At 70.0% G+C, this 26,719-nt stretch carries 25 protein-coding genes and 2 pseudogenes; 19 read left to right on the top strand and 8 right to left on the bottom strand.

What is annotated here, in order from left to right:
- From SSP08S_RS63890 to SSP08S_RS45115, 3 genes are all read left to right on the top strand, one after another.
- Window positions 1–148: ABC transporter ATP-binding protein (locus SSP08S_RS63890; RefSeq protein WP_078532747.1), on the top strand; the 148-nt coding region annotated here is incomplete at its 5' end.
- Window positions 149–239: 91 nt separating this feature from the next.
- A complete protein-coding gene (locus SSP08S_RS45120) occupies window positions 240–1,097 on the top strand; it encodes a sugar phosphate isomerase/epimerase family protein (RefSeq protein WP_019074251.1) in 858 nt (285 codons plus the stop codon).
- A gap of 210 nt (window positions 1,098–1,307) precedes the next feature.
- Complete coding sequence (locus SSP08S_RS45115; RefSeq protein ID WP_019074250.1) at window positions 1,308–2,504, top strand: Gfo/Idh/MocA family protein; 1,197 nt, start codon at window positions 1,308–1,310, stop codon at window positions 2,502–2,504.
- A 39-nt stretch (window positions 2,505–2,543) separates the two neighbouring features.
- Here the strand turns inward: SSP08S_RS45115 and SSP08S_RS45110 are convergent, their stop codons facing one another.
- The gene (locus SSP08S_RS45110) at window positions 2,544–3,761 is read right to left on the bottom strand and encodes an IS110 family RNA-guided transposase (RefSeq protein WP_019074249.1); all 1,218 of its coding nucleotides are present in this window, start codon (window positions 3,759–3,761) and stop codon (window positions 2,544–2,546) included.
- 212 nt (window positions 3,762–3,973) lie between these two features.
- Here SSP08S_RS45110 and SSP08S_RS45105 point away from each other — a divergent pair, with 212 nt between their 5' ends.
- Window positions 3,974–4,972, top strand: coding sequence for a sugar phosphate isomerase/epimerase family protein (locus SSP08S_RS45105; RefSeq protein ID WP_019074248.1), 999 nt, complete (start codon window positions 3,974–3,976; stop codon window positions 4,970–4,972).
- A gap of 31 nt (window positions 4,973–5,003) precedes the next feature.
- Here SSP08S_RS45105 and SSP08S_RS45100 read toward each other — a convergent pair whose 3' ends face one another.
- Window positions 5,004–5,621, bottom strand: coding sequence for a short chain dehydrogenase (locus SSP08S_RS45100; RefSeq protein WP_019074247.1), 618 nt, complete (start codon window positions 5,619–5,621; stop codon window positions 5,004–5,006).
- A gap of 127 nt (window positions 5,622–5,748) precedes the next feature.
- Between SSP08S_RS45100 and SSP08S_RS45095 the strand changes: the two genes are divergently transcribed.
- Window positions 5,749–6,348 carry a TetR/AcrR family transcriptional regulator gene (locus SSP08S_RS45095; protein WP_019074246.1) on the top strand — a complete coding sequence of 200 codons (600 nt, stop codon included), beginning with the start codon at window positions 5,749–5,751 and terminating at the stop codon, window positions 6,346–6,348.
- A gap of 91 nt (window positions 6,349–6,439) precedes the next feature.
- Window positions 6,440–6,568: pseudogene (locus tag SSP08S_RS63885) on the top strand (winged helix-turn-helix transcriptional regulator); the annotation flags it as partial.
- A gap of 376 nt (window positions 6,569–6,944) precedes the next feature.
- Here the strand turns inward: SSP08S_RS63885 and SSP08S_RS45085 are convergent.
- A complete protein-coding gene (locus SSP08S_RS45085; RefSeq protein ID WP_019074245.1) occupies window positions 6,945–7,844 on the bottom strand; it encodes an NAD-dependent protein deacetylase in 900 nt (299 codons plus the stop codon).
- Window positions 7,845–8,053: 209 nt separating this feature from the next.
- On the opposite strand from SSP08S_RS45085, the gene SSP08S_RS45080 reads away from it, so the two are divergent.
- Both SSP08S_RS45080 and SSP08S_RS45070 read left to right on the top strand, forming a co-directional pair.
- Entirely contained in the window at window positions 8,054–8,596 is a 543-nt protein-coding gene (locus SSP08S_RS45080) for an EF-hand domain-containing protein (RefSeq protein WP_019074244.1), read from the top strand.
- Window positions 8,597–8,983: 387 nt separating this feature from the next.
- The gene (locus SSP08S_RS45070) at window positions 8,984–10,048 is read left to right on the top strand and encodes a LacI family DNA-binding transcriptional regulator (protein WP_026179382.1); all 1,065 of its coding nucleotides are present in this window, start codon (window positions 8,984–8,986) and stop codon (window positions 10,046–10,048) included.
- Between the two features lie 111 nt (window positions 10,049–10,159).
- Here SSP08S_RS45070 and SSP08S_RS45065 read toward each other — a convergent pair whose 3' ends face one another.
- Genes SSP08S_RS45065 through SSP08S_RS45050 form a run of 4 tightly spaced genes read right to left on the bottom strand, consistent with a single transcriptional unit; the run spans window position 10,160 to window position 14,787 of the window.
- Window positions 10,160–11,551, bottom strand: coding sequence for a glycoside hydrolase family 32 protein (locus SSP08S_RS45065; protein ID WP_019074241.1), 1,392 nt, complete (start codon window positions 11,549–11,551; stop codon window positions 10,160–10,162).
- Entirely contained in the window at window positions 11,548–12,402 is an 855-nt protein-coding gene (locus SSP08S_RS45060) for a carbohydrate ABC transporter permease (protein WP_019074240.1), read from the bottom strand. The genes SSP08S_RS45065 and SSP08S_RS45060 overlap by 4 nt, the downstream gene beginning before the upstream one ends.
- A gap of 22 nt (window positions 12,403–12,424) precedes the next feature.
- Window positions 12,425–13,381: a carbohydrate ABC transporter permease gene (locus SSP08S_RS45055; RefSeq protein WP_019074239.1), complete on the bottom strand. Its 957-nt coding sequence runs from the start codon at window positions 13,379–13,381 to the stop codon at window positions 12,425–12,427.
- Window positions 13,378–14,787 carry an extracellular solute-binding protein gene (locus SSP08S_RS45050; protein WP_019074238.1) on the bottom strand — a complete coding sequence of 470 codons (1,410 nt, stop codon included), beginning with the start codon at window positions 14,785–14,787 and terminating at the stop codon, window positions 13,378–13,380. Before SSP08S_RS45050 ends, SSP08S_RS45055 begins: the two co-directional genes overlap by 4 nt.
- Window positions 14,788–14,961: 174 nt before the next feature.
- On the opposite strand from SSP08S_RS45050, the gene SSP08S_RS45045 reads away from it, so the two are divergent.
- Window positions 14,962–16,521, top strand: a complete 1,560-nt coding sequence (locus tag SSP08S_RS45045; RefSeq protein WP_019074237.1) for a glycoside hydrolase family 32 protein — start codon at window positions 14,962–14,964, stop codon at window positions 16,519–16,521.
- Window positions 16,522–16,527: 6 nt separating this feature from the next.
- Here the strand turns inward: SSP08S_RS45045 and SSP08S_RS57220 are convergent.
- A pseudogene (locus SSP08S_RS57220) lies at window positions 16,528–16,794 on the bottom strand (YbhB/YbcL family Raf kinase inhibitor-like protein); the annotation flags it as partial.
- Between the two features lie 26 nt (window positions 16,795–16,820).
- Between SSP08S_RS57220 and SSP08S_RS57215 the strand changes: the two are divergent.
- From SSP08S_RS57215 to SSP08S_RS44990, 10 genes are all read left to right on the top strand, one after another.
- Window positions 16,821–17,207, top strand: coding sequence for a response regulator transcription factor (locus SSP08S_RS57215; protein ID WP_019074235.1), 387 nt, complete (start codon window positions 16,821–16,823; stop codon window positions 17,205–17,207).
- Complete coding sequence (locus SSP08S_RS45030; protein WP_019074234.1) at window positions 17,204–18,247, top strand: sensor histidine kinase; 1,044 nt, start codon at window positions 17,204–17,206, stop codon at window positions 18,245–18,247. The genes SSP08S_RS57215 and SSP08S_RS45030 overlap by 4 nt, the downstream gene beginning before the upstream one ends.
- Window positions 18,248–18,471: 224 nt before the next feature.
- A complete protein-coding gene (locus SSP08S_RS45025; RefSeq protein WP_019074233.1) occupies window positions 18,472–19,773 on the top strand; it encodes an extracellular solute-binding protein in 1,302 nt (433 codons plus the stop codon).
- A gap of 7 nt (window positions 19,774–19,780) precedes the next feature.
- The gene (locus SSP08S_RS45020; RefSeq protein ID WP_019074232.1) at window positions 19,781–20,734 is read left to right on the top strand and encodes a carbohydrate ABC transporter permease; all 954 of its coding nucleotides are present in this window, start codon (window positions 19,781–19,783) and stop codon (window positions 20,732–20,734) included.
- The gene (locus SSP08S_RS45015) at window positions 20,731–21,624 is read left to right on the top strand and encodes a carbohydrate ABC transporter permease (protein WP_019074231.1); all 894 of its coding nucleotides are present in this window, start codon (window positions 20,731–20,733) and stop codon (window positions 21,622–21,624) included. The genes SSP08S_RS45020 and SSP08S_RS45015 overlap by 4 nt, the downstream gene beginning before the upstream one ends.
- A 26-nt stretch (window positions 21,625–21,650) precedes the next feature.
- Window positions 21,651–22,781 (top strand): ROK family transcriptional regulator, encoded by a 1,131-nt coding sequence (locus tag SSP08S_RS45010; RefSeq protein ID WP_026179381.1) that lies wholly within the window; start codon window positions 21,651–21,653, stop codon window positions 22,779–22,781.
- Window positions 22,782–22,815: 34 nt separating this feature from the next.
- On the top strand, window positions 22,816–24,342 hold the full coding sequence (locus SSP08S_RS45005) for a GMC oxidoreductase (RefSeq protein WP_019074229.1): 1,527 nt from the start codon (window positions 22,816–22,818) through the stop codon (window positions 24,340–24,342).
- Between the two features lie 14 nt (window positions 24,343–24,356).
- On the top strand, window positions 24,357–24,968 hold the full coding sequence (locus tag SSP08S_RS45000) for a nucleoside deaminase (protein WP_019074228.1): 612 nt from the start codon (window positions 24,357–24,359) through the stop codon (window positions 24,966–24,968).
- On the top strand, window positions 24,965–25,903 hold the full coding sequence (locus SSP08S_RS44995; protein WP_019074227.1) for a sugar phosphate isomerase/epimerase family protein: 939 nt from the start codon (window positions 24,965–24,967) through the stop codon (window positions 25,901–25,903). The genes SSP08S_RS45000 and SSP08S_RS44995 overlap by 4 nt, the downstream gene beginning before the upstream one ends.
- Window positions 25,900–26,673 (top strand): TIM barrel protein, encoded by a 774-nt coding sequence (locus SSP08S_RS44990; RefSeq protein ID WP_019074226.1) that lies wholly within the window; start codon window positions 25,900–25,902, stop codon window positions 26,671–26,673. The genes SSP08S_RS44995 and SSP08S_RS44990 overlap by 4 nt, the downstream gene beginning before the upstream one ends.
- The last annotated feature ends 46 nt before the right edge of the window (window positions 26,674–26,719 follow it).

Below are 26,719 nucleotides of genomic sequence, written 5' to 3'. Positions count from 1 at the left end.
CATCACCCTGGAAGAACTCACCAACCACATGGCCGGCGGCACCGAACTCGCCGCACTCAAACACGAGTTGTCCCAGGTCCGTGGTGTCGACGTCGAAAAACTCCCCGACACGACGGACCTCAAAGCCACGGTCGAAAGCGTCGGCTGACGACGACATCAGGACGCCCGCCGTACGCCCACGCGAGCGGATGGCTCCGCCCGACGCACCCTCGCTCCCCTACACCCGAAGGCATTCCCTCATGAAGATCGCCCTCGACCCGTACATGATCCGTCATGTCCCGCTGCTCGAACTGCCCGGTGTGGTGGCCGAGTTGGGCTATGAGTGGATCGAGCTCTCCCCCCGCGAGGACTTCATCCCGTTCTTCCGGCACCCTCGGGTGGACGACGCCACCGTGCGCAAGTTCCGCAAGGCGCTCGACGCGGCCGGTGTCGGAATCTCCTCCCTGCTGCCGCTGTTCCGCTGGTCCGGTCCCGACGAGGACGCCCGGCAAGCCGCCGTACGGTACTGGAAGCGGTCGATCCAGATCGCCTCCGAGCTGGGCGTGGACAGCATGATCTCGGAGTTCAACGGCCGGCCCGAGGAAGCGGACCGCAGCGAGGCCCAGTTCTGGAAGTCGATGGACGAACTCCTCCCGCTCTTCGAACAGGAGGGCATCCGGCTGACCCTGGAACCGCACCCGGACGACTTCATCGAGGACGGCCACCAGGCGGTCGACTTCATCCGGGGCATCAACCACCCCAGCGTCAGCTTCCTCTACTGCGCCCCGCACACCTTCCACATCGGTGACGACGCCCCCGGCATCGTCCGGCACGCGGGCGATCTGCTCACCCATGTCCATCTGGCCGATGCGTTCGACCACAACGCGTCCTCCGGCAACCGCTACATCCTCAACCCGCCCGGCACCACCGCCCGGATCCACCAGCATCTCGACATGGGCCAGGGCGAGGTCGACTTCGGCGAGCTGTTCCGGGCCCTCCGGGACAACGACTTCGACGGCACCCTCACGGCGTGCGTCTTCGCCTGGGAGGAACGGGCCAAGGAGTCCTCGCTGTTCATGCGCGCGAAGATCGACGAGTACCTCGCCGCATCGTCGTAGCAAACCGCTGGCATGGCCGTTCAGCTCGGAAACAACGCTCCGCCACATGCGCTCTTAAAGCGCTCCAAGTCACCCGTGCCGAGCGGAGCTCACTCTCCGCTCGGCACGGGCCCATGCACACCGGGCCCAAGGTTCGTCGCGCACTGCCGCACGCCCGGCCATCCCGGCCTCCCCCACCCCCAGCTGACCTCTCTTCTCAAGGGACACCTCATGACCTCCTCCGCCAAGCCCCTGTCCGTCGCGGTGATCGGAGCCGGTATGGCCGGCCGTAGTCACGCCGCCGGGTATCGCAACGCCAACACCGTGTTCGGGCCGGGACTGCCGCCGGTCCGGCTGGCCGCGATAGCCGATGCCAACACCGCGCTCGCCGAGGACGCCGCCCGCCGCTACAGGTTCGAGAAGGCGTTGCCGAGTTGGGAGGCCGTCGCCGAGGACCCGACGATCGACGCGGTCAGCATCGTCGTAGGAAACGCGCTGCACCGGCCGATCGCCGAGGCGTTGGTCGCCGCCGGGAAGCATGTGCTGTGCGAGAAGCCGCTGGCCGGTTCGCTCGAAGACGCGCGTGCGATGGCCGAGTTGGAGCGGACCGCCGACGTCGTGACCGCCGTCGGATACACCTTCCGCCGCTCCCCCGGTATCGCCGCGATCCGCGAGCATGTGCGGCGCGGCGAGCTGGGTGACCTCACCCTGTTCAGCGGACGTTACTGGTGCGACTACGCCACCGACCCCAAGGGGCCGCTGAGTTGGCGGTTCAAGGGGGGTGCAGGTTCCGGCGCGCTCGGTGATGTCGGCTCGCATGTCATCGATGCCGCCGAGTACGTCGCGGGCCCCATCATCTCGGTTTCCGGCGCCACGCTCTCCACGCAGATCCCCAAGCGTCCGCTGCCGCTGGGTGCGGTCGTCGGGCACAACGCGGCTCCCGTCTCGGACGAGTTCGGCGAGGTGGAGAACGAGGACACCGCGTCCTTCACCGCCCGCTTCGAGTCCGGGCTCGTCGGTACCTTCTCCGTCACCCGTACCGGCTTCGGGCTGCCCAACGGGCTCGCGTTCGACGTCCTCGGGGTCGGCGGGCGGGCCGCGTTCGACCAGCACCGGCCGGCCGAGTACCTCTTCGACGACGCCCAGCCCGACGCCCGTACCCGAGGCGCCCGGCAGATCATCGCCGGACCCCAACTGCCGTACTTCGCGGGCGGGGTGCCCATGGAGGCACCTGGTGTCGGGGCCAGCAACGCGGACAACTTCACCTACCAGGCCCGGGCGTTCCTCGACCAGGTCGCGGGCGTCGCCGAGCCGTTGCCCGCCTGCGCCACGTTCGCCGAGGGGCTGCGGACCATGGAGATCATCCGCGCGATCGTCGAGTCCTCGCAGGCCGGCGGTACTGCCGTCACCGTCCCGCCCGCCATCTGACCACCCGCACCCATACCAAGGAGCTTCCCAATGCTGATGTCAAGCCGCTGCCGTGGCAGGTGGTGTGGCTTGGTAGCACGCTCCGTCGCGGATCATGGCCCACAGGACGTTGAGGCGGCGGCGCGCGAGCGCCAGCAGCGCCTGCTTGTGTCCCTTCCCCTCGGCGCGCTTGCGCGCGTAGAACGCCTTGGAAGCCGGGCAGCTCTTCAGACTGGAGAGTGCGGAGAGATACATCGCGTTGAGCAGGCCGCGGTGGAAGCGGCGCGGCCTGCGGAGGTTGCCACTGACGCGGCCGGAGTCACGCGGGGCAGGCGCCAGGCCGGCGAAGCCGGCGAGCCGGTCGGCGCTGTCGAAGGCGTCCATGTCGCCTCCGGTGGCGGCGATGAACACGGCGCCCATCATCTTGCCCATGCCGGGCAGGCTGAGGATCACCTCGGCATGCGGATGCTCGCGAAACCGGGCCTCGACGAGTGCTTCGACTTCCGCGATCTCCTCATCGAGGGCCATCACCCCCTTTGCGAGGCGGACCACCATGGCGGCGGCCAGCTTCTCGCCGGGAAGGGCGGTGTGTTGGGCCTCGGCCGCCTCCACCGCCGTCCCGGCGAGCGTGGCGGCACCTCGGACCTTGCGGTTGCGCAACCACGTCTCAATCCGCTTGGCCCCGCTTCGGCGGATCGCAGCAGGTGTCTGGTATCCCGTGAGCAGGATGGCCGGCCCCTTGTTGGTCAGGTCCAGCGACCGCTCCAATGCCGGGAAGATCTCCAGCAGCTGAGCGCGGAGCCGGTTGATCTGGCGAGTGCGGTCGGCCACGAGGTCGGTGCGGCGGGTGGTCAGAGTGCGCAGGTCGACGGCGACTTCGTCGCCGGGCCGCAGCGGGCCGAGGTCGCGGCGCATACGGGCCTGATCGGCGATGATGAAGGCGTCCTTGGCGTCCGTCTTGCCCTCGCCCCGGTAGGAGGCCGAGGCCCGATGCACGGTCAGGCCGGTGATGTAGACCATCGGCTGGGCGTGGCTGAGCAGCAGACCGATCAGCAGGGCGGCACCACCGCCGTTGAGGTCGACAGCCCACAGCACGTCAGTGTCGAGGGCCAGGACGTCGCCGATCAGCTCCAGCAGTGCCGACTCGTCGTTCAGGACCCGGCGGGACAGAAGCCGTTCGCCGTCCTGGTTGATCACCACGCAGTGGTGATGTTCCTTGCCGATGTCCACTCCGGCCCATATCCGGGGCACGGTCACCTCCGCCAGCTCGTCGCACATGCACAGCCCAGCAGACGACCTCGCCGACGTTGCCCTACGCAGCGATCGAGTCGCATCTCCCAATTGGCGGTCGAGTCGTCGCGGGGCTCCGGGTGGCCAAGCTCCTTGAGCCATCAAGCGGTCTCACCCACATCAGCCATGCCCAGAACCCCTGGATCCCGCTGATCTTACGAATGATCATTTCGAACCCACCAGAAAGGTAGGGCACCCGCATGTCCCTCAAGCTCGGCGCCTACACCGCCTGTCTGCACGACCGCCCGCTGGCCGAGGCCCTCGACATCCTCAAGGAGAACGGCCTGACCTCCGTCGAGGTCAACACCGGCGGGTTCATCCCCTCCCCGCACTGCCCGGTCGATCTGCTGCTGTCCTCGGCGACCGCGCGCGAGGAGTACCTGGCGACCTTCGCCGAGCGCGGGATGGAGCTGACCGGCCTCAACTGCAACGGGAATCCGCTCAATCCGCTGCCCGGGGTCGGCCCGAAGCACGCCGACGACCTGCGTCGTACGATCCGCCTCGCGGGGCTGCTCGGAGTACGGCACGTGGTCACCATGTCCGGCACGCCGGGCTCCGACCCGGACGCCAAGTATCCGTCCTGGGTGGTGAATCCGTGGGACGGCGTCTACATGGACGTCCTGGACTACCAGTGGGGAGTGGCGGTCGAGTTCTGGAAGGAGATCGACGCGCTGGCCCGGGAGAACGACGTCCGGGTCGCCATCGAGATGCACCCCCACAACCTCGTCTTCTCCCCCGTCACCCTGAAGCGGCTCGTCGACGCGACCGGCGCGACCAACGTCGGTGCGGAGATGGACCCTTCGCACCTGATGTGGCAGGGCATGGACATCGTCGCGTCCATCAAGTGGCTGGGCCCGCTGGTGTTCCACGCCGCCGCGAAGGACGCAATGCTCTGCCCCGGCGCCGACATCCGAGGTGTCCTGGACACCTCCTTCACCCGCGTGCCCGCCGACGCACCCGACAAGGTGCCCACCGGCTACGGCTTCTGGTGCAACTCCTGGCCCGAGAACCCGGCGTGGAAGTTCGTCGCCGTCGGGATCGGCCACGACGTCGCGTACTGGACCGAGTTCCTGCGCGCCCTCGCCGAGGTCGACCCGGACATGGCCGTCAACATCGAGCACGAGGACGCCGCGTACTCGCAGACCGAGGGCCTCGCTCTGGCCGCGAAGAACCTGCACGCCGCCGCAGCCGCCGTCTGACGCGAACTCCCCACCGCCACCACGGTGGGGATCAGCTGTCGGTCCTGTGCAGCTTGAGGACGCGACCGGTGAGGGGATTCGAGATCGCGCGGAGATAGGCGAGGCCGACTTCGGCGGCCGGCACCGTGGGGAATCCGGGGAAGTACGGATGGTAGGCCACGGACTCCGTCAGCACCGTGGGGCTGACGCAGTTGATCCGCACACCGCGTGGCAGTTCCGTCGCGGACGCCTTCACGAAGCCCTCCACCATGTGGTTCACCGTCGCGCCGATCGTGGCGGCCTGCGTGAACTCGTCCGCCAGCACGCCGGAGACCAGCGTGAACGAGCCCCGGTCGGCGATGTGCGGCAGGGCGGCCCGTACGAGGTTGATCTGCCCCATTCCCTTTGCCGCGACGGAGTCGGCCCACTGCTGGTCAGTGGTCTGCTCCAGCGGCGCCGGGAACACGTCTCCGGCCGCGCTCGCCACGGCGTCGAAGCCGCCGGTCTCGGCGACCCCGGCGAAGAGAGTCCGCAGGCCGGCCATGTCCGTGATGTCCGCGCGGAGGTCGCCGGAGTGGCGGCCCACCGACAGAACCTCGTGTCCATGGGCGACAAGCGCGTCCCGCACGGCCGCCCCGATCGTCCCGGTTCCGACAACGATCACCTTCATGATGCGCTCACTCCTCAAGATCATCGATCGCTTCACACGTGGGTCCGGTCGACGCCCGGACCGGTGTCAACCATAGACGAGATTGTCAGTGACTGACAGGTAAGGCAGCGACCGCTATTCTGGACACATGGCCAACACAGCGAGGGCGAAGTCGGGGCTGCGGGAGATGACCCGGCGCGCCGTGCGCGCGCAGATCGCCGAGACCGCGATGACACTGTTCGCGGCGAACGGCTTCGAGCAGACGACCGTCGACCAGATCGCCGCCGAGGTCGGCATGTCGGGACGCAGCGTGTTCCGCTACTTCCCGACCAAGGAGGACATGGTCGTCGGCCACATGGACGAGATCGGCGAGGGACTCGCCGAAGCCCTGGCGGCACGCCCCCTCGACGAAGACCCCTGGACCGCGCTGCGCCACGCCATGCAACCCCACCTCGACGAGCTCACCGCCGACGCCGACACCAACATCGCGATGGCGAGGATGCTCGACGCGACGCCCGCGCTGCGGCCGTCGTTGCTGAACAAGCGGGCACGCTGGGCGGAGGCCCTGCTCCCCGACACCACCCGAAGGCTCCGGGGGCCGACCCGTACCCGGGAGCTGCGGGCCCGCGCGATCGTCTCCTCCGCCCTCGCCTGCCTGAACGTCGCCGTCGACGAGTGGGCGCGAACCGGCGGCACCAAGCCGCTCGATGGACTCCTCGACACCGCGCTGACCGCCGTCCGGAGCTGACGACGGGCCGCGAACCGAGTCGAGGCCCGGGAGATCTTCTCCTTCGTCGGCAGGGAGCGCAGAGCCTTCACTCCGGCCGCGCCACCGAGGAGTCGAACCCGTCGTCGTCGACGCCGGAACCGGCCGCCGGCTCGATGACAGCAGCGCGTACGTCTTCACGGCGGGCCCCGCCGCGAGCGACGCGATGCGCGACCGCTACGCACCGACGACAGGGAAATGAAGGCGAGGGGCTGGTCTACGGTCCTTCGGTACGGAGGGCTCAGAGCGGCGGGAGTAGTCCTCACGCACTGCGGCGCCCAGAAGGGCGCCGAGTTCCCGGGGCACGGCCGTGGGGGCACGAACGTCCGGCTCGGCCCGGGCGAAGAGGATCTCTCCCTCCAAGGCGCTGATCATGAGCGTGACCATCGCTTCGACACGCCTGGGTCGACCTGATGGGCGAGCTGGGCCGGGAGCCGCTGCGCGACCACCATCCGCTGCCCGAACGCGACGGCGACACCCTCACACGTCTGCTCTGAGCGGTCCACGAGACGAGGGCGCGGCATCGGCAGAAGACCGGTCCCGTCTCGACCAACTCCGGCTTCATCCAGACCTGTTCGTCAGTCCGCCGGCCCGCGGACCGGGATGCCGAGTCGGTCGGCGACGGTCGTCAGGGCCGTCCCCAGCGGCAGCGCGATCCGGGTGCGGGCGTGCGGGTCGCCCCGGGTGGGGTCCCGGTTGACGATCAGCACCGGCTTGCCCTCCTGCGACGCCTGACGGACGAACCGCAACCCGGACATCACCGTCAGCGACGAGCCGAGTACCAGCAGCGCGGTCGACTCGCGGACCAGCCGCCGGCAGTGCTCGACGCGCTGCGGCGGAACCGACTCGCCGAAGAACACCACGTCCGGTTTGAGGACGCCCCCGCAGTCGGCGCACGGCATGACCCGGAAGTCCCCGACCTGCGCGTCGGTGAGGTCCGCGTCGCCGTCCGGGTTGATCCCGGCGGCGACCGGGTCGAAGCCCGGGTTCTCGGTCTCCAGGCGCCGGGCGAGTTCGCGGCGCGGGCTGGTGGCGCGGCAGGAGAGGCACACGACCCGGTCCAGGCTGCCGTGGAGCTCCACGACGTCCTCGCTGCCTGCGGCCTGGTGCAGGCCGTCGACGTTCTGGGTGATCACGCCCGAGACGCGGGCGTCCCGGGCGAAGGCGGCCACCGCCAGGTGTCCCGCGTTGGGGCGGGCCAGCCCGAAGGTGCGCCAGCCGAGGTGGCTGCGCGCCCAGTACCGGCGCCGCGCGTGCGCGCTCCCGGTGAAGTCCTGGTAGGTCATCGGGGTGTGCCGGCTCAGGCTCCCGCCCTCGCCCCGGTAGTCGGGGATGCCCGACTCCGTGGAGATGCCCGCCCCACTGAGCACCAGCACACCGCCGGTGCTCAGCGCGTCGACGACCGGCTCCAGGTCGGTGGTGCCCGGCAGCAGGTCCGCCGCCGCGGAGTTCCAGCTCAGGGTGGGGCGCATGCGCATGCCGCAAGGGTACGGAATCGGCGTTGGTCCTCGGCGGGCATGGGCGGTTGCCGGGGAACAGTCCGCCATCCGTCGCGGGCAAACCGGCGCCCGGCGCACCGGGCGGGCGCGTGGGCGCGCGGACACCCGCCGCGGTGAGCGCGAGCGCCGTTGCGAGCCGGCCGCCCGCGGAAAGCATGTCCTCAGTACTGCGCGTGAGGAGACATGTGATGTCCAGCGAGTTCCAGCGGGCCAAGCTCCAGGCCATGTTCGAGGCGTTCGACGCGGACGGCAACGGCTATCTGGAGGAGGCGGACTTCGTGGCCCTGGCGGACCGCTGGGGGCGACTGCCGCGCGTGAGAGAGGGATCGGAACTGGCCGCGCGCGTGGACGGCGTGCTGAAGGGCTGGTGGCAGCAGCTGGCGGAGACCGTGGACACGGACCGGGACGGCCGGATCGACATGGACGACCTCCTCGCCATGGTGGACCTGCTGCCCACCGTCCCCGAGGCCGTCACCGCCACCGCCGACACCATCTTCGACGCGGTCGACGAGAACGCCGACGGGCGTATCTCGCGCGGCGAGCACCAGCGTCTCGTCGACACCTGGCACGGGCGGCCGGTGGAGACCGGCGACGTCTTCGACCGGCTCGACCAGGACGCCGACGGCTACCTCGGCCGCCCTGAGTTCGCCGCGCTGTGGACCCAGTTCTGGACCAGCGACGACCCTGCCGAACCCGGCAACCTGATGTGCGGACCGATCGGCGCCGGGTGAGGCACCGGCGGCGACCGTTCAGAGCCGACCGTGGCGGGCCGCCTGCCCGGAGAGCCGCATACGGGCCGTGGGCCCGGCGAGGATCGTCATCCGCTGGATGTGACGCTATATCGTGCGCCGGCTGAGCCCCGTCCGGCTGGCGAAGGCCTTGTCCGCGATGCCCGCCACCGTGAAGAAGACCGTGGCCCGGGCACGCGCGCTCTGCCTCGCCGGCGGATGACGTGCTTGCGTCCGGTCCGAAGCGCTCTCCGTCCCCCGGGGAATCCGGTGATCAGATCGCACGCCCACGCCGCGGGGCCCTGAGGATCTCCTGTATGCCGTGGCACGCCCCACGGATAGGGTGGACGGTGATCGACAGTGACCGGCTGGGTGAGGGCGGCGGACGGCGTGGGCGGTGCCGGGGAGAGCGGGAACACGGGCACCGGGCGCCCGACGTCACGGGACGTCGCCCGGCTCGCCGGTGTGTCGCACACCGCTGTGTCCTTCGTGTTCAACGGCAGGGCCGAGGGCAACCTCTCGGCCGCCACCCAGGAACGCATCCGGGAGGCCGCGGTCCAGCTGGGCTACCGCCCCGACCCGGTGGCCCGCGGTCTGCGCCGTCGCCGTACGGCCGTGATCGGGTTGGTCACCGATGAGATCGCGTCCTCGCCGTTCGCCGGCCGGCTGCTGCGCGGCGCCATGGAGACCGCGTGGGACAGCGACCATCTCGTCCTCACCGTCGACTCCGGCGGTGACCCGGCCAAGGAGGACGCGGCCGTCGCGGAACTGCTCGACCGGCGCGTGGACGGCATCATCTACGCGGCCATGTCACTGCGCCGGGTCCGCGTCCCCGAGGGCCTGCACCGCACCCACTCCGTGCTGGCCAACTGTCTGCCCGAGGACGACTCCCTGCCCGCCGTGGTCCCGGCCGAGCGCGCCGGTGGCCGTACCGCGGCCCGGCTGCTGCTCGGCGCGGGCCACCGTCGGCTCGCCGTGATCGGCGGCCTGGACGACATCGCCTCGGTGGAACGCACCCGCGGCTTCCGGGACGCGCTGCGCGCCGAGGGCGTCACCGTGCCCAAGGAGTGGATCGTGCGCGGCGGCGGGGAAATCTCCGCAGGGTACGCGGGAGCGCTGCGCCTGCTCGACGGGGTCGAGCCGGGCCGCCGCCCCACCGGCGTCCTCTGCTACAACGACCGGGTCGCGGCGGGCGTCCTGCACGCCGCGACCCGGCTCGGGATCGACGTACCCGCCGACCTGTCCGTGGTCGGCTACGACGACCAGGAGCACATGGCCGCGTTCCTCACCCCGCCGCTCACCTCGGTCGCACTGCCGCACCGGGCGATGGGCGAGGCGGCGACCCGACTGCTCCTGGACGCCATCGAAGCGGGCCAGGCACCGCCCACGACTGTCCGGCGCCTGACCTGCCCCGTTGTCAGCCGCGCTTCCGTGGGTCCGGCACCCAGCCAATGACCGGGGCGCCCTGCCGGTCATGGCGAGGCACCGGCCGGGTTGCTCCTGGACGCCATCAAAGCCGACCAGACCCGGCCCGTGACCGTCCGGACGCCTGGCCAGCCGGTCTCGTCAGCCGCGCCTCCCTCCGTCCAGCGCCCACCCCGTGACGCGCGCACCTGGCCCGTCGACGACCAGCTCGGCGATGTAGTCGGCACGTCGGTAGACGCGCTCGGTGACCATGGCCCGGTCCGCGACGAAGAGTTCGAGGAGTGAGCCGTCGACGAGCAGTCGGAGCGTGAGTTCCGGTGCCTTCGGCACGTGCACGGTTATTGGGGCGGAGCCTTCCCTGCCGGTCCGGGGCCAGGCGCTGCGGTCGAGGACGACGGTTCCGGAGGCGGGGTCCGCTCGGATGGTCAACTCCCGCCCCGCCGCGTCCCGGAGCAGGCTCACCGTGGTCGGTTCGCATGCGGTGACCATCAGGTCGTACGACTGTGGAAGCGGGACCCGGCCCGGCGCGGTGACGAACGGCTCAGCCGGGTGCAGCAGTTCGAGTTCCGGGGCCGGGGTCACGCGTAGCGAACCGTCGGGGTGGACGTCGACCACCCGGGGTGCCGTGAGTACGCCCGCCCATCCGGCCCGATCCGTCTCCTCCTGCTCGCGGGCCTCCCACGACCAGCCCCACAGCAGTGCGCGGTCCGGCTCCTGGAGCACGGCGGGGGCGTAGAAGTCCCGCCCCTGGTCGAGTCGGCCGCCGGTGCGCGGAACCAACCTCAACTCGCCCTGTCCGTCAGCCTCCAGATAGCCCGTCAGGTATCCCGTGGAGCAGGGATCTCCGTCCCACAGGGACAGCACGAGCACATGGTCGCCGCTTGCCGTCCGGTACAGGTGCGGGCACTCCCAGCCCACCGCCTTGTCGCCGAACACGCCCGCCGCCACAGGGTCGTTGCCGTCCAGCAACACGCCGGCGAACCGCCAGTCGGTCAGGTCGTCGCAGTCGTAGAGCAGGACCGAGGGCGTGCCGTCGGCGTGCCCGGCCCCGACGAGAGCCCAGCGCCGGTCCGCGAAATAGAAGACGAACGGATCGCGGAACATCACCACATCCAAGCCCGGCGGCGGACCCGCCACCACCGGCGTCGGCAGCGGCTTCCACTCGGTCAGTAGCTCGTCGTCCGGGTCCGCCGCCCGTGCCAGGCAGATGGTGCCGAGTCCGGTGTGGGCATGGTCAACTCCCGTGTATACGGCGGTCGGTATGCCCGCGTCGTCGGTCACGCACCCCGACCAGCAGCCGGCTTCGTCGGGGCCGCCGGGCGTCGGGGTGAGGGCGATCGAGTGGTGCTCCCAGTGGGCGAGGTCGGTGCTGGAGGCGTGACCCCAGTGGACGTTCGCGTGTACCGGCGCGTCGGGGTTGTGCTGGTAGAAGAGGTGGTAGCGGTCCCGCCAACGGAACGGCCCATTGGGGTCGTTGATCCAGCCGACGGGCGGACGGACCCTGAAACGCGGTGCGTTGGGGTCATGGCTCAACGGTTGACTCCTGCCGAGGTGATGCCCTCACGCAGAGGGCGTTGGCCGACGACGAACACGGCGAGGGCGGGGAGCATCGAGAGGACGACACCGGCGAGGACGACGGAGATCGAGCCGGTGCCGAGGTTGCCCTGCAGGGAGACCAGCCCCAGCGGAAGCGTGTAGTTCTGGCCGGAGGTCTCCAGGATCAGCGGGCGGAAGAACTCGTTCCAGTGGTAGTTGAAGGCCAGTACGCCGACGATCGCCAGGCCGGGCGCGGCCAGCGGCGCGTACACCGAGCGGAAGATCCGCCAGGGCCCCGCGCCGTCCAGCATGGCCGCCTCGCCCAGGTCCTTGGGCATACCGAGGAAGTACTGGCGCATGAGGAAGGTACCGAAGGCCGTCGGGAAGGCGGGAATGATCAGGCCCAGGAGTGTGTCGGTGAGGCCCATCGATTTCAGCACCAGGAACACCGGCACGATGGTGACCTGCAGCGGCACCATCATGGTCGCCAGGACCAGGCCGAAGAGCGGCTTCTTGAAGCGGAACTCCAGGCGCGCGAAGGCGTATCCGGCCAGGCCCGCCGTGATCATCTGGCCTACGGCGACCAGTGCCGTCACCAAAGTGGAGTTCAGGGCGAGCAGCCAGACGTCGATCTGATCGAAGACCCCGCGGTAGGCGGCGGTCGTCGGGTGGGTCGGGATGATCTGCGGGGGCAGGTCGAAGGACTGGGCCGGCGTGCGCAGCGAGGTGGCGACGGTCCAGATGACCGGGCCCAGCGTCAGCAGCGCGCACACGGTCAGTGCGGCGATCCGGGCCCAGGGGGTGAGTGAATAACGTACGCGGCTCAGGGTCGGGGTTGCTTGGCTCATGGCACTCATGCGGCTCACCGGCTCACTGGTAGTGGACGAAACGCCGGCTGAGCCGGAACTGGACGGCGGTGACCGCCATGATCAGCGCGAAGAGCAGCACGCCCACCGCGGACGCCTCGCCAAAGTCGAGCTGCTCGAAGGCCCTCTCGTAGATCACCATCACCACGGTGCGGGTGGCGTCGCCGGGGCCGCCGTCGGTGAGGACGTAGGGCTGTTCGAAGACCTGGAGGGCGTTGATGATGCCGACCACCGACGCGACGAGCAGCGTCGGCGACAGCAGCGGCAGCGTGATGCCCAGGTGCTTGCGCAGGCCGGTCGCGCCGTCGAGGGCGGCGGCCTCGTGGATCTCCTTGGGGATGTTGTTCAGACCGCCGACGAACAGCAGGAACGAGAAGCCGAACTGCTGCCAGACGTAGACCAGGATCACCGTGGCCATCGCCGCGTGCTCCGAGGTCAGCCAGGGCACGGGCGCGATGCCGACCAGGCCGATCAGCCAGTTCACCACCCCGAAGTCCTGGTTGAACAGGTACTTCATCACCACCGAGATGGACGCGGCGGACAGTACGAGGGGGAAGAAGAAGGCCGAGCGGAACAGCGACCGCAGCCACCCCGGCATCCGCGCGTTCAGCGCGAGTGCCAGCGACAGCGCGATCAGCAGTTGCAGCGCGACCGCGAGGACCATGAAGACGAGCGTGTTGCGGAAGGAGACCAGGACGGTCGAATCCGTGAAGGTGGTGCGGTAGTTGGCGCCGCCGGCGAAACGGGGCGGGTCGATCACGTTCCAGTGGAACAGACTCAGCACGAGGGACCCGACGATCGGCACGACCGTGAAGACGACGATGCCGACGACCGTGGGCGCCAGGAACAGCGCGGCCAGCAGCCGGGAGCCGCGGTCACGGACGGACGGCCGTACGGCGACGGCGGGGGGTGATGGTGTGGCGGGTCGCGAACGCACCGAGGGGACCTGGGTGTTCGTCATATCTCACGCTCCATGGCCTGCTCCAGGTCGCCCTGCATCCGGCGCAGCGCGGGACCCACCGCGCGCGGCGAGGCGAGCGCGGTGCCGGTGTACTTGAGCAGGACGTCGGTCACCTCGGCGACCTGCGGCGGCGCGGGGATCGGGCCGGTGTCGGGGAACCGGTCGAGGGTGTCGTAGAAGACCTGCCAGTGCGCGGGGCCGCTCTCGGCGTAGCGTGCGGCGTTGAGCATCGAACGGCGGGCCGGGGTGGTCTGGTTGCCCTGGAACAGCCGGGTCATGGTGTCCTTGCGGGCCGCGTACTTGATGAACTCCCAGGCGGCATCCTGCTTCTTCGAGGTGCGCAGCAGCGCGTAGCCCGCCGCGCCGAACTGGTGGCGCTGGGTGCGCCAGCGGGGGAAGTACTGCACGTCGTAGTCGGCGGCCGGCATGCCGGCCAGGTGCAGGCCGCCCGCCCAGAATCCGCCCGCCGGGGTGACGCCGACGCGGCCGGTGGAGAACACGCCGACCAGATTGCTGCCGTTGCCGCCCTCGGGCCGGGTGCACAGGTCCTCCTGGACGAGCGAGGCGAGATAGTCGTACGCCTCCTCGACCCGGTCGGCGTCGGCCTGCGGGGTGCTCCAGCGGAAGCCCCCGCCGCGCCCCTGCCGGTCGGCGGCCGGGTAGAAGGTGTCCCACAGCCAGGAGCCGCCGGGCGCCTTCGACTCCTTCAGCAGGTTCGTGCCGTTCGCGAAGAGCCAGGGCACCACGCCGCCCCACAGCCGGTTGGTCCAGAAGTACGGCGTGAAGTGCGCGTCGCTGGAACGCTTCAACTCCCGTAGCAGCGCGGTGAATTCGTCGCGGCTCCAGTCGGCCGCCGGGAAACCCGCGCCCGCCCGTTTCAGTACCTGCTTGTTCAGGTACATGTCGGCGGCGTTGAACTCCATGGGGAGTTGGTAGAGGTGTCCCTCGTACATCATCGACTCGACCAGGGAGGGGTGGACGTCGGCGAAGTACTCGCGCAGCTCCACCGCGTCCCGCCGCACCCAGCGGTCCAGGGGAACGCCGAGCTTCTGGGCGAACAACTGCACGCCCTCGGTGGCCACATACACGAGGTCGGGTGCGGTGCCCGCGGCGATCTGGGTGAGGATCTTCGCGAAGAAGTCCGACCAGTCGACGGCCTGCACCGCGTTCACCCGCAGCGGGATGTCGGGGTGGAGGCGGTGGAAGCCCTTGGTGAGGGCGTCGATGGTGGCCGGGTCGAAGGCGGCGCCGAGGGTGGCGACGACGAGGGAGCCGTCGTCACGGCCGGGGATGTCGGCTCCCGTGAGCCGGTCCCAGCTCGCGGCGGTCCCGGCCAGGGCGGCTGCTCCGGCCCCGTACGCGCCGTACCGCAGCAGCGTGCGACGGGGGATGTGCGAGTCAGTCATCAACGGGCCTAACTCGTGTTAGTTCAGGGGTGATGCCCAGATGATGGGAACCGGGCGGCGGACCTGTCAAGGGTCGGGAAGGCTTGACCTTTAACGGGTTAGGCCTCTTGACCTTTATCGAGTTAGGTCTACAGTCCTCGTTCGCAGGAGCCGCCATGAGAGGAACGATGCGTCATGCCCGGAACCCAGGGGATTTCCAGGAGATCACTGTTCGCGGGATCGGCGGCGGGTACCGCCGCCGCGCTGCTGTCCAGCGGAACGGCCACGGCCGAGGGAAGTACCAACTCCGCTGCATGCGGAGCGAGTTACCGTGCCGCGTACCACTTCACGGTCCCCGACCAGTGGAAGAACGACCCGCAGCGGCCCGTCTGGATCGACGGCGAGTACCGCTACTACTACCTCTACAACGCCGACTACTTCACGGGTGTCACCGGCACCGCGTGGCGCCTGGCCACCACCAAGGACCTGGTCTCCTTCACCGACCGCGGGGTCGCCGTGCCCAAGGACACCACGTCCAACGGCGATCTCTGGTCGGGTTCGGCAGTGGTCGACACCGGCAACACGGCCGGATTCGGCGCGGGGGCGGTCGTCGTCATCGTCACCATGTCACCTGGCGGCGGCACCGACCACCAGGAGCAGTTCCTGTACTACTCGACCGACGGCGGTCTCACCTTCACCAACTACGGGACCGACCCCGTTCTGCCCAACCCCGGCGTCGCCGACTTCCGCGACCCCAAGGTGATCCGCGACGAGGACCGGGGCCGCTGGGTGATGGCCCTCGCCGAGAACGACAAGGTCGGTCTCTACCACTCCAGCAACCTCAAGTCCTGGACGTACGTGGGCGGTTTCATCCACGACGGCATCGGCGTCCTGGAGTGCCCCGACCTGTTCCGCATCACCGCGGGCGACGGCACCGTGAAGTGGGTGCTCGGCGTGAGCGCCAACGGGAAGGGCTCGGGGCTGCCCAACACGTATGCCTACTGGACGGGTTCCTTCGACGGGAGCGCGTTCACCGCCGACGCGAGTGAACCGCAGTGGCTCGACCACGGCTGGGACTGGTACGGCGCCGTCACCTTCGAGAAGCGGGGCGCGGGCGGCGCGGTGGACGCGACCGCCCGCTACGCGATCGGGTGGGTGAACAACTGGGACTACGCGAACACCACCCCCACCATCGACTGCGACGGCTTCAACGGCACCGACTCCGTCGTCCGCGAGATCGCCCTGAAGAAGGCGTCCGACAACACCTACTACCTCGCCTCCCGGCCCGTCGCCGGCCTCGACTCGTACGTCTCCCGCACCGTGAACCTGGGCGACGTGACCGTGGACGGCACGAAGGTGCTCGACTACACCGGTATCTCCTACGAGGTGACGACCGAGATCACCTGGTCCCAACTCACCGGCGCCGGACTCCAGTTGAGGCGCTCGCCCGACGGCGGCCGGCACATCGACGCCGGGATCTACGCCGACTACGCCTTCCTCAACCGGCGCAACACCGTGAACGCCGACACGTCCGGCAAGTGGCAGGAGAGCCACACCCCGTTCGACCCGTCCGCCGGCACGGTGAAGTTGCGCATCCTGGTGGACCGCACGTCGGTGGAGATGTTCGTCGACGACGGCCGCTATGTGCACACCAGCCAGGTGTTCCCGTACCTGCTGGACACCCGGCTCGCGCTGTTCACGATCGGTGGCAGCGCGGTGTTCCGGAACACGGTGATACGCGAGTTCGCGGTGTGAGCGCCGTCAGGCGGGGATCTCGGCGGTGACGGTCAGGACCGCGCGGGCGAGGATGTGGCTGGTCATGGTGAAGCCGAGGTAGGCCGGGGTGGCCTCGGCCGGTACGCCGATCCGCTCGGTGTCGAGGGCGTGCACGACGACGACGTAGCGGTGTGGGCCGTGCCCGGCCGGCGGGGCGGCGCCGATGTAGCGTGCCACGCGGGCGTCGTTGGGCAGTTGCCGGGCCCCCTCGGGGAGACCCGAGCCGGTCAACTCGCCGACGCCCTCGGTGAGTCGGCACCCGCATTCTGATCCTCACGATGCAGGAGGATCCCGCGTTCGCCCGCGCGGCCCTGCGGATCGGAGCGGCAGGGTATTTGCTCAAGGAGGCGGCGGCCGAGGAACTGCTCAGCGCGGCCCGACAGGTCGCGCAGGGAGGCATCTATCTGCAACCCGCCATGGGCGCCCGCCTCGCCGTCGCGGGCGCCGGGGCTCCTGGTACCGATGGGGACCCCTCTCTGACGGCGCGTGAGCTTCAAGTCCTGTCCCTGCTCGCCCTGGGTCACACCAACCAGGAAGTCGCCCGACGTCTCTTCGTCTCCGTCCGGACGGTGGAGACCCATCGCGCCAGGGTTCGGGACAAGCTCGGGACCGAGACACGGGCGGAACTCATCGCCGCCGCTCGCGAGCGCGGGCTGCTGGGATGACCGGCACGCTGCGCGCCAAGGCCGGCCCGGTCATGGAGGCCACCGGTGCCACGCTGCTCGTCGTCGCCTTCGCGGTCGAGGTCCTCCAGCAGCAGCCCCGCTGGGTGATGCGCTTCTCGCTCGGCGCCGCCGCCGTCCTCATCGTCGCGGCGGCGCTGAGCAACGCCGTCCGGAGGGCCTGGCTGGCGGCGCTGTGCGGACTCGCGCTCATCCTCTCCGTGTCACAGCTGGTCCGCATGACCGACGAGCCGCTCTTCAACGGCTTGAACATCGTGCCCCTGCTGCTGATCGGCTGCGCCTTCATGCTGGGCCGCAGTGCGGTGGCACGCCGGCAGAGTCTCGCCCGGGAGCGGGCCCAGGCACGCAGCGACGGCGAGGAACGTGAACGTCGGCGCTGGGCACGTGAGTTGCACGACGAGACCCTTCAGGAACTGGTCGCCGTTCAGCTCGTCCTGTCCAGCGCCGCCGGCACGGGCCGGCTCGACGCCATGGACGAGGCCATCGGCCAGGCACGGAGCCTGATCGCGAACCAGATCACGTCCTTGCGGCACCTGATCGTTGAGATGCGGCCTTTCGCCCTCGATCAGCTCGGACTCGCGCCCGCTCTCGAGACGCTCTGCCGGCGCACCGAGGACACCTTCGGGCTGAAAGTCGAGCTGCGCGTCGCAGCCGAGTGGCACGGGTTGGAGGCCGAACTGTCGCCGGAGGCCCAGGTCCACGTCTATCGCATCGTGCAGGAAGCGGTGAACAACGCGGTCAAGCACGCCCACGCAGACCGGCTTCTCGTCGAACTCGACAGCGACGAGCGGGCGTTCGGCGTGACGGTCAGGGACAACGGCCGCGGGATGGACCAGCAGTCTTCTGCCTCGGTCGGCCGATCCGCGCTCCCCACGGTGGTCTCGACAGGCACCGGGCTGTCGGCCATGCGGGAACGCGGCCATCTGTTGAACGGACACCTCGATGTCGGCTCCGCCCCGGGTGGGGGAACCTGCGTCACGCTCCTGATGCCTCGCCACGCCAAACGACGTTCCAGCCGGTAGTCCCCGCCCCGTGAGCCGGGGCGGCGAGGCCGGCACCCTATTTCGCTACAAGTTCCGAAATTATTCGTGACGGCTCCGCCACGCCGTCGAAATAGGTACTTCTTAGCGTTACTGCCAGTCGCATAGGCGTCATCGCACCCATTGGGTCCCTCAAGCCGCAAGAGGTGCTTTCTCACGAAAAAACATCGCTGTCCTCAGCGATGTCATGAGACAGGAGCCACCGAGTGTCCAACCCCTCCCGTCGCGGCGTCCTCAGACTGACCGCCGGCACAGCTCTCCTCGGCACCCTCGCCCTGACCGGCTGCGGGCGCGGTGACGAGACCACCGCCGCGAAGACCTCCGCCAAGCCGGTCGGCACCACCCCGGCGACCGGCACCGTCAATGTCTGGGCGACCCAGGACGACGCCAGCGTGCTCGACAAGGTGATCAAGCCGTTCAAGGCCGCGAACCCGGACGTCACCCTGAAGTTCACGCTGATACCGAACTCCGACTACTACACGAAGCTCCAGGCGGCGATCGCGGCGGGCAAGGGCCCGGACGTGGCCCAGTTCTTCCCCGAGTCGCAGGCGCAGTTCCTCGACCCGGCGATCCTGCGGCCCGTGCCGGACGGGCTCGTCGACTCCGGCAGCTTCTTCAAGAGCCTGTGGGACGCCGGTGTGGCCAAGGACGTCGCCTACACGGTGCCCTGGTACGCGTACACGTACGCCCTCGTCTACCGCGCCGACCTCGCCAAGAAGGCGGGCGTCAAGGCGCCGACCACCTGGGCCGAGATGGTGCCTTTCTTCAAGGCACTGCAAGGTGCCGGAGCCGTGCACGGGCTCGGGGCCGACAACGGCTGGGACATCTTCAACGGCCAGGACGCCGCGATGTACGCCTGGCAGGCCGGCGGCTCCCTGCTCTCCGCCGACGGCAAGTGGACGCTCGACACACCGGCGATGGTCGACGCGATCAAGTACAACGCGTCGTTCTTCACCTCGGGCGTCGCCGACACCGCGACCCCCACCTTCCTCGACTCCCAGCCGTACTTCGTCTCCGGCAAGACCGCCTGCATGATCACCGGCCCCTGGGTCGTCGGCCAGCTCGACACCGCCGCGAAGAAGACCGGCTGGACGGCGTCCCACGTCGCCACCGCGCCGCTGCCCGCCGGCACCTCGAGCAGCGCCTCCTTCTCCGGCGGCGGCAGCTGGGGTGTGCTCACGACCGGCGGCAACACGGACGCGTCGTGGAAGTTCATCCGCCACGTCTCGCAGCCGAGCACCCAGGTCGCGCAGTTCAAGGCGTACAGCTCGTTGCCGGCGGTCGTGTCGGCCTGGGACGACCCGGCCATCAAGGGGCAGCCGCTCCTCGACGCGTTCTTCACGCAGCTGAAGAAGGCGCGGGCGTTCCCGCAGGTGAGCACCTGGCAGCAGGTCGCGACCCGGCTGGGCAAGGAGATGGAGGCCGTGGCCAAGGGCAAGGAGACCGCGGCGAAGGCCGCCGCGAACATCCAGGCGTACGCCGAGAGCGTCGGCACGAGCACGAAGTGAGCCGCCGATGACCACCACTCTCACCCCACGGGCGCCGCGCACGGAACCGCGCGGGCGGCCGGTCAAGGCACCCGCGCGCGCTCGCAGCCAGGGTCTGCGGCGCACGGCCGTCGCCTGGTTGTTCCTGACCCCGTTCATCGTCGTGTTCCTGCTCTACACGGCGATCCCGACCGTGGCCGCGCTCGGCTTCAGCCTCACCGACCTGCACGGCGCGGATCTGCGGCATCCCTTCGCGGTCAACTTCACCGGCCTTGAGAACTACCTCCGGCTGTTCCAGGACCAGACCTTCCTGCGCGACATCCTGAACACCGCCGTCTTCGTGGCCGTCGGCGTGCCGCTCACCATGGGCGTCGGCTTCGCGCTGGCCCTGGCGCTGAACTCCGGGATCCGGCGGCTGCGCGGCCTCTTCCGTACGGTGTTCTTCGCACCGGTCGTCACCAACGTCGTGGCCGCCGCCCTGATCTGGCAGTACGCCTTCAACCCGAGCGGCACCGTCAACAAGGTCCTCGGCACGTTCGGTTTCGCCGGACCGAACTGGCTGGACGACCAGCGCCTGGCCATGCCCGTGGTCATCCTGCTCGGCGTCTGGCGCAACTTCGGCACCGCGATGGTCCTCTTCCTCGCCGGACTCCAGTCCATCCCGCAGGACGTCTACGAGGCCGCCGCCCTCGACGGGGCGGGAAAATGGCGGCAGTTGAGGCACATCACCGTCCCCCTGCTGCTGCCCACCACCCTCATGGTGTCGGTGCTGCTGACCGTCTTCTACCTCCAGGTCTTCGACGAGCCCTACCTGCTCACCAACGGCGGCCCGCTCGGCTCCACCGAGTCCGTGGCGCTGTACACCTACCACCAGTTCGGGGTCGGCGAGTTCGGGGTGTCCTCGGCCGCCTCCTTCGTGACCCTCCTGCTCGTGGCCCTGGTGAGCGTCGTCCAGTTCCGATTGCTGAGGCCCCGCGCATGACCGCCGTCACCGCGTCGGAGAACACCGACATGACCGCACGCACCGCCACGGCCCGAAGTGCCGTACGGACGCGACCAGTCGCACAGCCCCTGCTCTACGCCGCGCTTGTACTGTGCGCGCTGCTCACCCTCCTCCCGTTCGTCTGGGGGATCAGCGGCTCGCTGCGCAGCCTCGACGAGATCCGCTCCGACCCCGGCTCCCTCCTTCCCCACCACTTCACGCTCGACAACTTCACCCGGCTGTTCAGGACCCAGGGCTTCGGCCGGTTCATGGTCAACAGCATCGTGGTCGCGGCGATGGTGGTGGTCGGCAACATCGTGGCGGCGTCGGCGGCCGGCTACGCGCTCGCGAAACTCGAATTCGCGGGCAGGCGGCTCGCGTTCGGCGCGGTCATGGCGGCGATGATGGTGCCGTTCACTGCGGTGTTCGTCCCGCAGTTCGTGCTCACCGTCGACATGGGTCTGGCGGACACCCTCGCCGGTATCGCGCTGCCCAGCCTGGCGATGCCGATGTCGGTGTTCATCATGCGGCAGTACGCGTCGTCGATCCCCGACGAGTTGCTGGAGGCGGCCCGCATCGACGGCGCCGGTGAGTTCCGTATCTTCTTCCGGATCTTCCTCCCGCTGGCCGGCCCGGCGGTCGCGACGATCACGATCATGTCGTTCCTCAACTCGTGGAACTACTTCATCTGGCCGCTCATCGTCGCCCAGAGCACGTCCAGTTACACGCTCCCAGTGGGCCTCGCGGCCACCAGCCAGGCGGCCGCGCACGTCACCGACTACGGCCTGATGCTCGCCGGTGCCGTCGTCGTCATGCTGCCGGTGCTCGTGCTCTTCCTGTTCCTGCAGCGGTACTTCGTGCAGGGCATCGCCGGAACGGGAATGAGGTGAGCCGGCTGAAGTCCGCGACCAACGGGATGAACCAGAGCGCCGTCCGCCGCGTCAACACGTCAGTCATTCTGCGCACGTTGGCGGTGTCGGCCGGTCCGATGACTCTGACCGAGCTCGCCGAGCAGGCCGGACTCTCCCGCCGTACCAACGAGTTGATCCTGGACTCGCTCATCGAGGCGGGCTGGGTCACCGAGCTCGACCGCGTGCCCACCAGCGGCTGCGCCGGCCGCCCCGCCCGCCGGTACCAACTGCGGGCCGAACACGCCCTGTTGGCAGCCGTCCGCATCAGCACCCTGGACGTGTCCGCGGTGGTGGCCGACGTCCGCGGCCGTATCCTCGGCCGCGCGCACCGACCGCTGCGCGCCTACCAGGACCCGCAGTCCACGCTCGACGACGCGGCGGCCCTCGTACGGGAGGCGCTCCACGACGCGGGCGGCTCGCCGGACCGGCTGCGCGCCGGTGCGGTCGCGGCCGGTGGCGCCATCGACGACGAAGGTGTCGTACGACGCCTGGTGCACACCACGCGCTGGGAAGGCGTGTGTCTGCCCGACGAACTCGGGCGCCGCGTCCGGATGCCCTGGTTCGCCGACAACGACACCAACCTCGGTGCGCTGGCCGAGCGTTGGCGGGGTGTCGCCGGCGACCACGACAACGTCGTCTGGGCGGTCCTCGGCAACCGGACCGGCCTCGGCATCCTCATCCGGGGCGCCGTGCACCGGGGCCTTGACGGGGCCGCCGGCGAGATCATCGAGGCGCACTCGATACCCGTCGGCTCGGTCGAGAACCGCCCGGTCGCCTGGCTCACCTCGCCCGAAGCGGATCGACGCCGTATCGCGCTGGACCGCTTCGACGCGGCCCGCGCGGGGGACACGGAAGCACTCGCCGAGGTGGACGAGTTCGTCGAGAACATCACCTCGATCCTCACCACCCTGTCCTGGACGGTCGCGCCCTCGCTCATCGTGCTCGGCGGCGGCCTGGAGGACGCGGCCGACGTGCTGCTGCCCCGCGTCCGTGAGGCGATGCGCCTCGCCCGCACCCCCGCGATCGAACTGCGCGCCACCAGCCTGGGCCGCGACGCCGCGCTGATCGGCGCCGTGAAGATGGCATTGGACCGCATGGACACGGAGCTGTTCGGCCCGCTCGTCCCGGGCGCGTAACTCCCCCCACACCAGACGACTTTGGAGCTCCCCTGTGACCGACACCCCGCACACCGACGTCCTCATCGTGGGCAGCGGCATCATGGGATCCGCCGTGGCCCGGCTGCTGCGGGACAGCGATCCGGGGCTGGGCATCACGATGGTCGACGGCGGCAGCGCGATCGGCAGGACACCCGGGCTGCACTTGCACGACGTCGACGACCCGGTCCTCTGGGCGCGCTACAACGAACAGGTCGTCAGCGGCATCCAGGGCATGTACACCGGCGCCGAGGTGGTGCGCGAGGCCGCCGACAGCCTCACCGGCCTGACGCCCGGCATGTTCCACGCACTGGCCTTCGGCGAGGACGCCGAGGCGATGCCCGCGACGGCACTGGCCTGGAACGCGGGCGGCATGGGCGTGCACTGGACCGCCGCGACCCCGTGGCCCGCCGGAGACGAGGTGTTCGACTTCGGCGACCCGGCCGGCTGGGCGGCGGACCTGGACACCGCGCGCCGACTGCTCGCTGTCACGCCCTCCCCCATCGGCCCGACCGAGGTCGGCCGCCTGGTCCTCGACGTACTGCGAAGGCGCTACGACGCCACCGCGCCGGCCGACCGGCGCCCGCAGCCGATGCCCATGGCCGTCGCGACGGCGCCGTCCGGACCCCTGCCGCGCACCGCGCCCGGGACGATCTTCCCGCCCATCGCGTCGGGCGACGACCCGGCATTCGCTCTGCTGACCGGCACACTCGCCACCCGGTTGCTCGTCTCGGACGGCCGGGTCGCGGGCGCCCGGCTGCGCCGTGTCGCCGACGGCACGGAGACCGAACTCCACGCGGACACCGTCGTCGTGTGTGCCGACGCGCTGCGCACGCCGCAGCTGCTGTTCGCCTCGGGCATCCGCCCCGCGGCCCTGGGCCGCCGGCTCAACGAGCACGCGTTCATCACGGCCCGGGTGCTGCTCGACCTGGACCGGTTCGGCATCGCCCTCGACGAGCTGCCCCTGCCGCGCACCGGCGAGTTCAGCACGGACTCGCTCTGGCTGCCGCAGAACGGGACGGCACAGCCCTTCCACGGGCAGATCATGAACCGGACGTACGTCGACGACGACGGCCGCCCTCTCGCGCACTCCGTGGGCCTCACCTTGTACGCCCCGGTCGAGTCGCGCCCCGAGAACCGCCTCGTCTTCTCGGAGTCGGAGACCGATCTCGCCGGACTGCCGCGCATCCGCGTCGAGTTCGACTACTCCGACACCGACCGCGCGCTCATCGACCGGGCGTTCGCCGAAGTCCGGTCGCTGGCCGAGGAGTTCGGCCCGTTCGACCCCGACACCGAACTCGCGCTGCTGCCGCCCGGATCCTCCCTGCACCTGACCGGCACCGTCCGCTCGGGCACCGCCGACGACGGCACCACCGTCTGCGACCCGGACGGCCGGGTGTGGGGCTACGACAACCTGTACCTCGCCGGCAACGGCGTGATCCCCACCCCGATGGCCGCCAACGTCACCCTGACCGGCGCGGTGACCGCCGTACGGGCCGCCCGAGCCGTCGCCACCCGTACCGCGCCGCTCGCCGCGCGCTGAAAGGAAGTTCGACCGTGATCAGCACAGTCAAGGAATACCGCGTGGCGCTACCGGCCTGGATCGACGACGAGTTGGCCGACGTGCCCGCCGTGGTCCCCGGCCGCGAGGACCGGATGCGGCTCGTGCACCGCCTCGCCGACCGCAACTGGCGGGAGGGCAACGGCGGTCCGTTCGCGGCCCTCGTCGCGGAGCGCGACACCGGCCGGATCGTCTCCGTCGGCGTGAACGTCGTGCTCGCCTCCGGTGTCTCCAGCGCCCACGCGGAGGTGGTGGCGCTGGGGCTCGCCCAAAAGACCGTCGGCGGCTGGGACTTGGGCGCCGAGGGGTTGCCCGTCCACGAACTCGTCGTCAACTGGCGCCCCTGCGTGCAGTGTTACGGCGCCACGATGTGGTCCGGGGTGCGCGCGCTGGTGGTCGCGGGGGAAGGACCCGAGCTGGAGGAGATCACCACGTTCGACGAGGGCCCCCTCGGCGCGGACTGGGCCGAGCAGTTCGAGGCGCGCGGGATCGCGGTCGTAGGAGATGTGCTCCGGGACGAGGCGCTGGCCGTGTTCCGGAACTACCGCGAGGCGGTCGACGCGGCCGACGGGATCGTCGTCTACAACGCCCGCGGAGGTGCCGAATGACCGCCACGGCACCACGTTTCGCCACCGACGTGATCACCTTCTACCACCCGGACTTCTGGAACCTCCCCTCCACCGACGCCGTACGCGACTGGGCCCTGACCCACCCCGAGCGCTTCTGGGCACGGGTGATGGACGGGCTGGTCGAGGCCGGTGTCACGGGCATCGAGCTGACCTTCGCGCCGGGCGACATCGACTCGGCCCTGCGGGCCTTCGGCAGCGCACCCGCCTTCCGCCGCGAACTCGCGGCCCGGGGCCTGTCCGTCGTCAGCGCGTTCATCGCCGACAGCGACGCCCCCGACTGGCGGCACGGCGACGACCTCCCCGCGATCGTCGCCGACGCCGAACGCCGCGCGGCCTTCCTCGCCGAGGTGGGCGCGGAACTCCTCGTCGCCGGCCTGCCCATGCGGACGACATTCGGCACGCGACCGCCCTTCTTCGTCGACGCCGCGTACATGACCCGCATGGCCGACATCGCGCACGCGGTAGGAGAGGCCGTGTCCCATCTCGGCGTGAAGCTCGCCTTCCACACCGAGTCCAACAGCACCCTCTGGTACGAGCGGGACATCGACCTGTTCATGGCCCTGACCGACCCGCGCTACGTCTGGCTGTGCCCCGACTCCTGCCACATCGCCCTCGGCGGCGGCGACCCGGTGGCGGTGGCCCGCCGCCACGCCCCGCGCATCGCCCTCGCCCACTGGAAGGACGCGGTCAGGCCCATCGACGTCGAACTCACCGTCGACGAAACGGTCTTCGCCCAACAACAGCCTTACATGGCCGAGTTGGGTACGGGCATCGTCGACTGGCAGGGCTGGGCCGACGCCATGTCCCGCACCCCCGGCGCCGACACCGTACTCATCGAACTGGACGAGGCACCCGACCCGGTCGCCGCCCTCAGAGCCGGAACAGCCGTGGCGCGCACGGCAGTTCGCCCGTGATCGACTTCTCCGCCTGCATCGAGACGATGTTCCTGGAGAACGAACGCCCCCTCGACGACCGCGTACGCGCAGCGGCCGACTCCGGGTTCCGCGCGGTGGAAATCTGGGAGTGGTGGAACAAGGACCTGCCCCGCCTCGCCCGCGCACTGGATTCGACCGGCACACGCCTGATCACCCTGTGCGTCGAGTCCTGGCGGGACAAGTGCGACCTGGGCGACCCGTCGTCGCACGACGAATTCCTCACCCGCGTACGGGCAGCCGCCGACGCGGCCCGACTCCTGAACACACCGGGGCTCGTGGTCCTCGCCGGGGACGCCGTCCCAGGAATCGAGCCGGCCACCCAGCTCCGCAACGCGGCCGATGTGCTCGCGCGGGCGGGAGAGGAAACCAGCGGGCACGGCCTCGAACTGCTCGTTGAGGTCGTCAATCGCGCCCACGAGGGCCCCAACGCCCTGATCTCCGACTCACGCTCGGCGCTCTCCCTCCTGCGCGCGATCGATCTCCCGAACGTCCGCTTCCTCTACGACCGTTACCACGCGATCCTCAACGGCGAGCCCCTCGGAGCCGAGATCCAGGAGGCCGTGCCGTTGATCGGTCACGTCCAGGCGGCCGACGTCCCGGGCCGCCACGAGTTCGGCACCGGGACCATCGACTGGGCCACGGAACTCGCCTGGCTCCACAAGGCCGGCTACGACGGCTACGTAGGCATCGAGGCGACCCCGCTCGGCGACAGCAGCCACGTCTACGCCGCCGCCCGCGCCCTCCTTTGACGGCGGCCGATGTCACAAAATCGGGGCGCCGGTTCGTCGTCCAGGA

The organism is Streptomyces hokutonensis, assembly GCF_000376565.1.
Taxonomy (GTDB): Bacteria; Actinomycetota; Actinomycetes; order Streptomycetales; family Streptomycetaceae; genus Streptomyces; species Streptomyces hokutonensis.
Note: the sequence above shows the minus strand (reverse complement) of the source record. Positions and strands in the feature narration are given on the sequence as shown.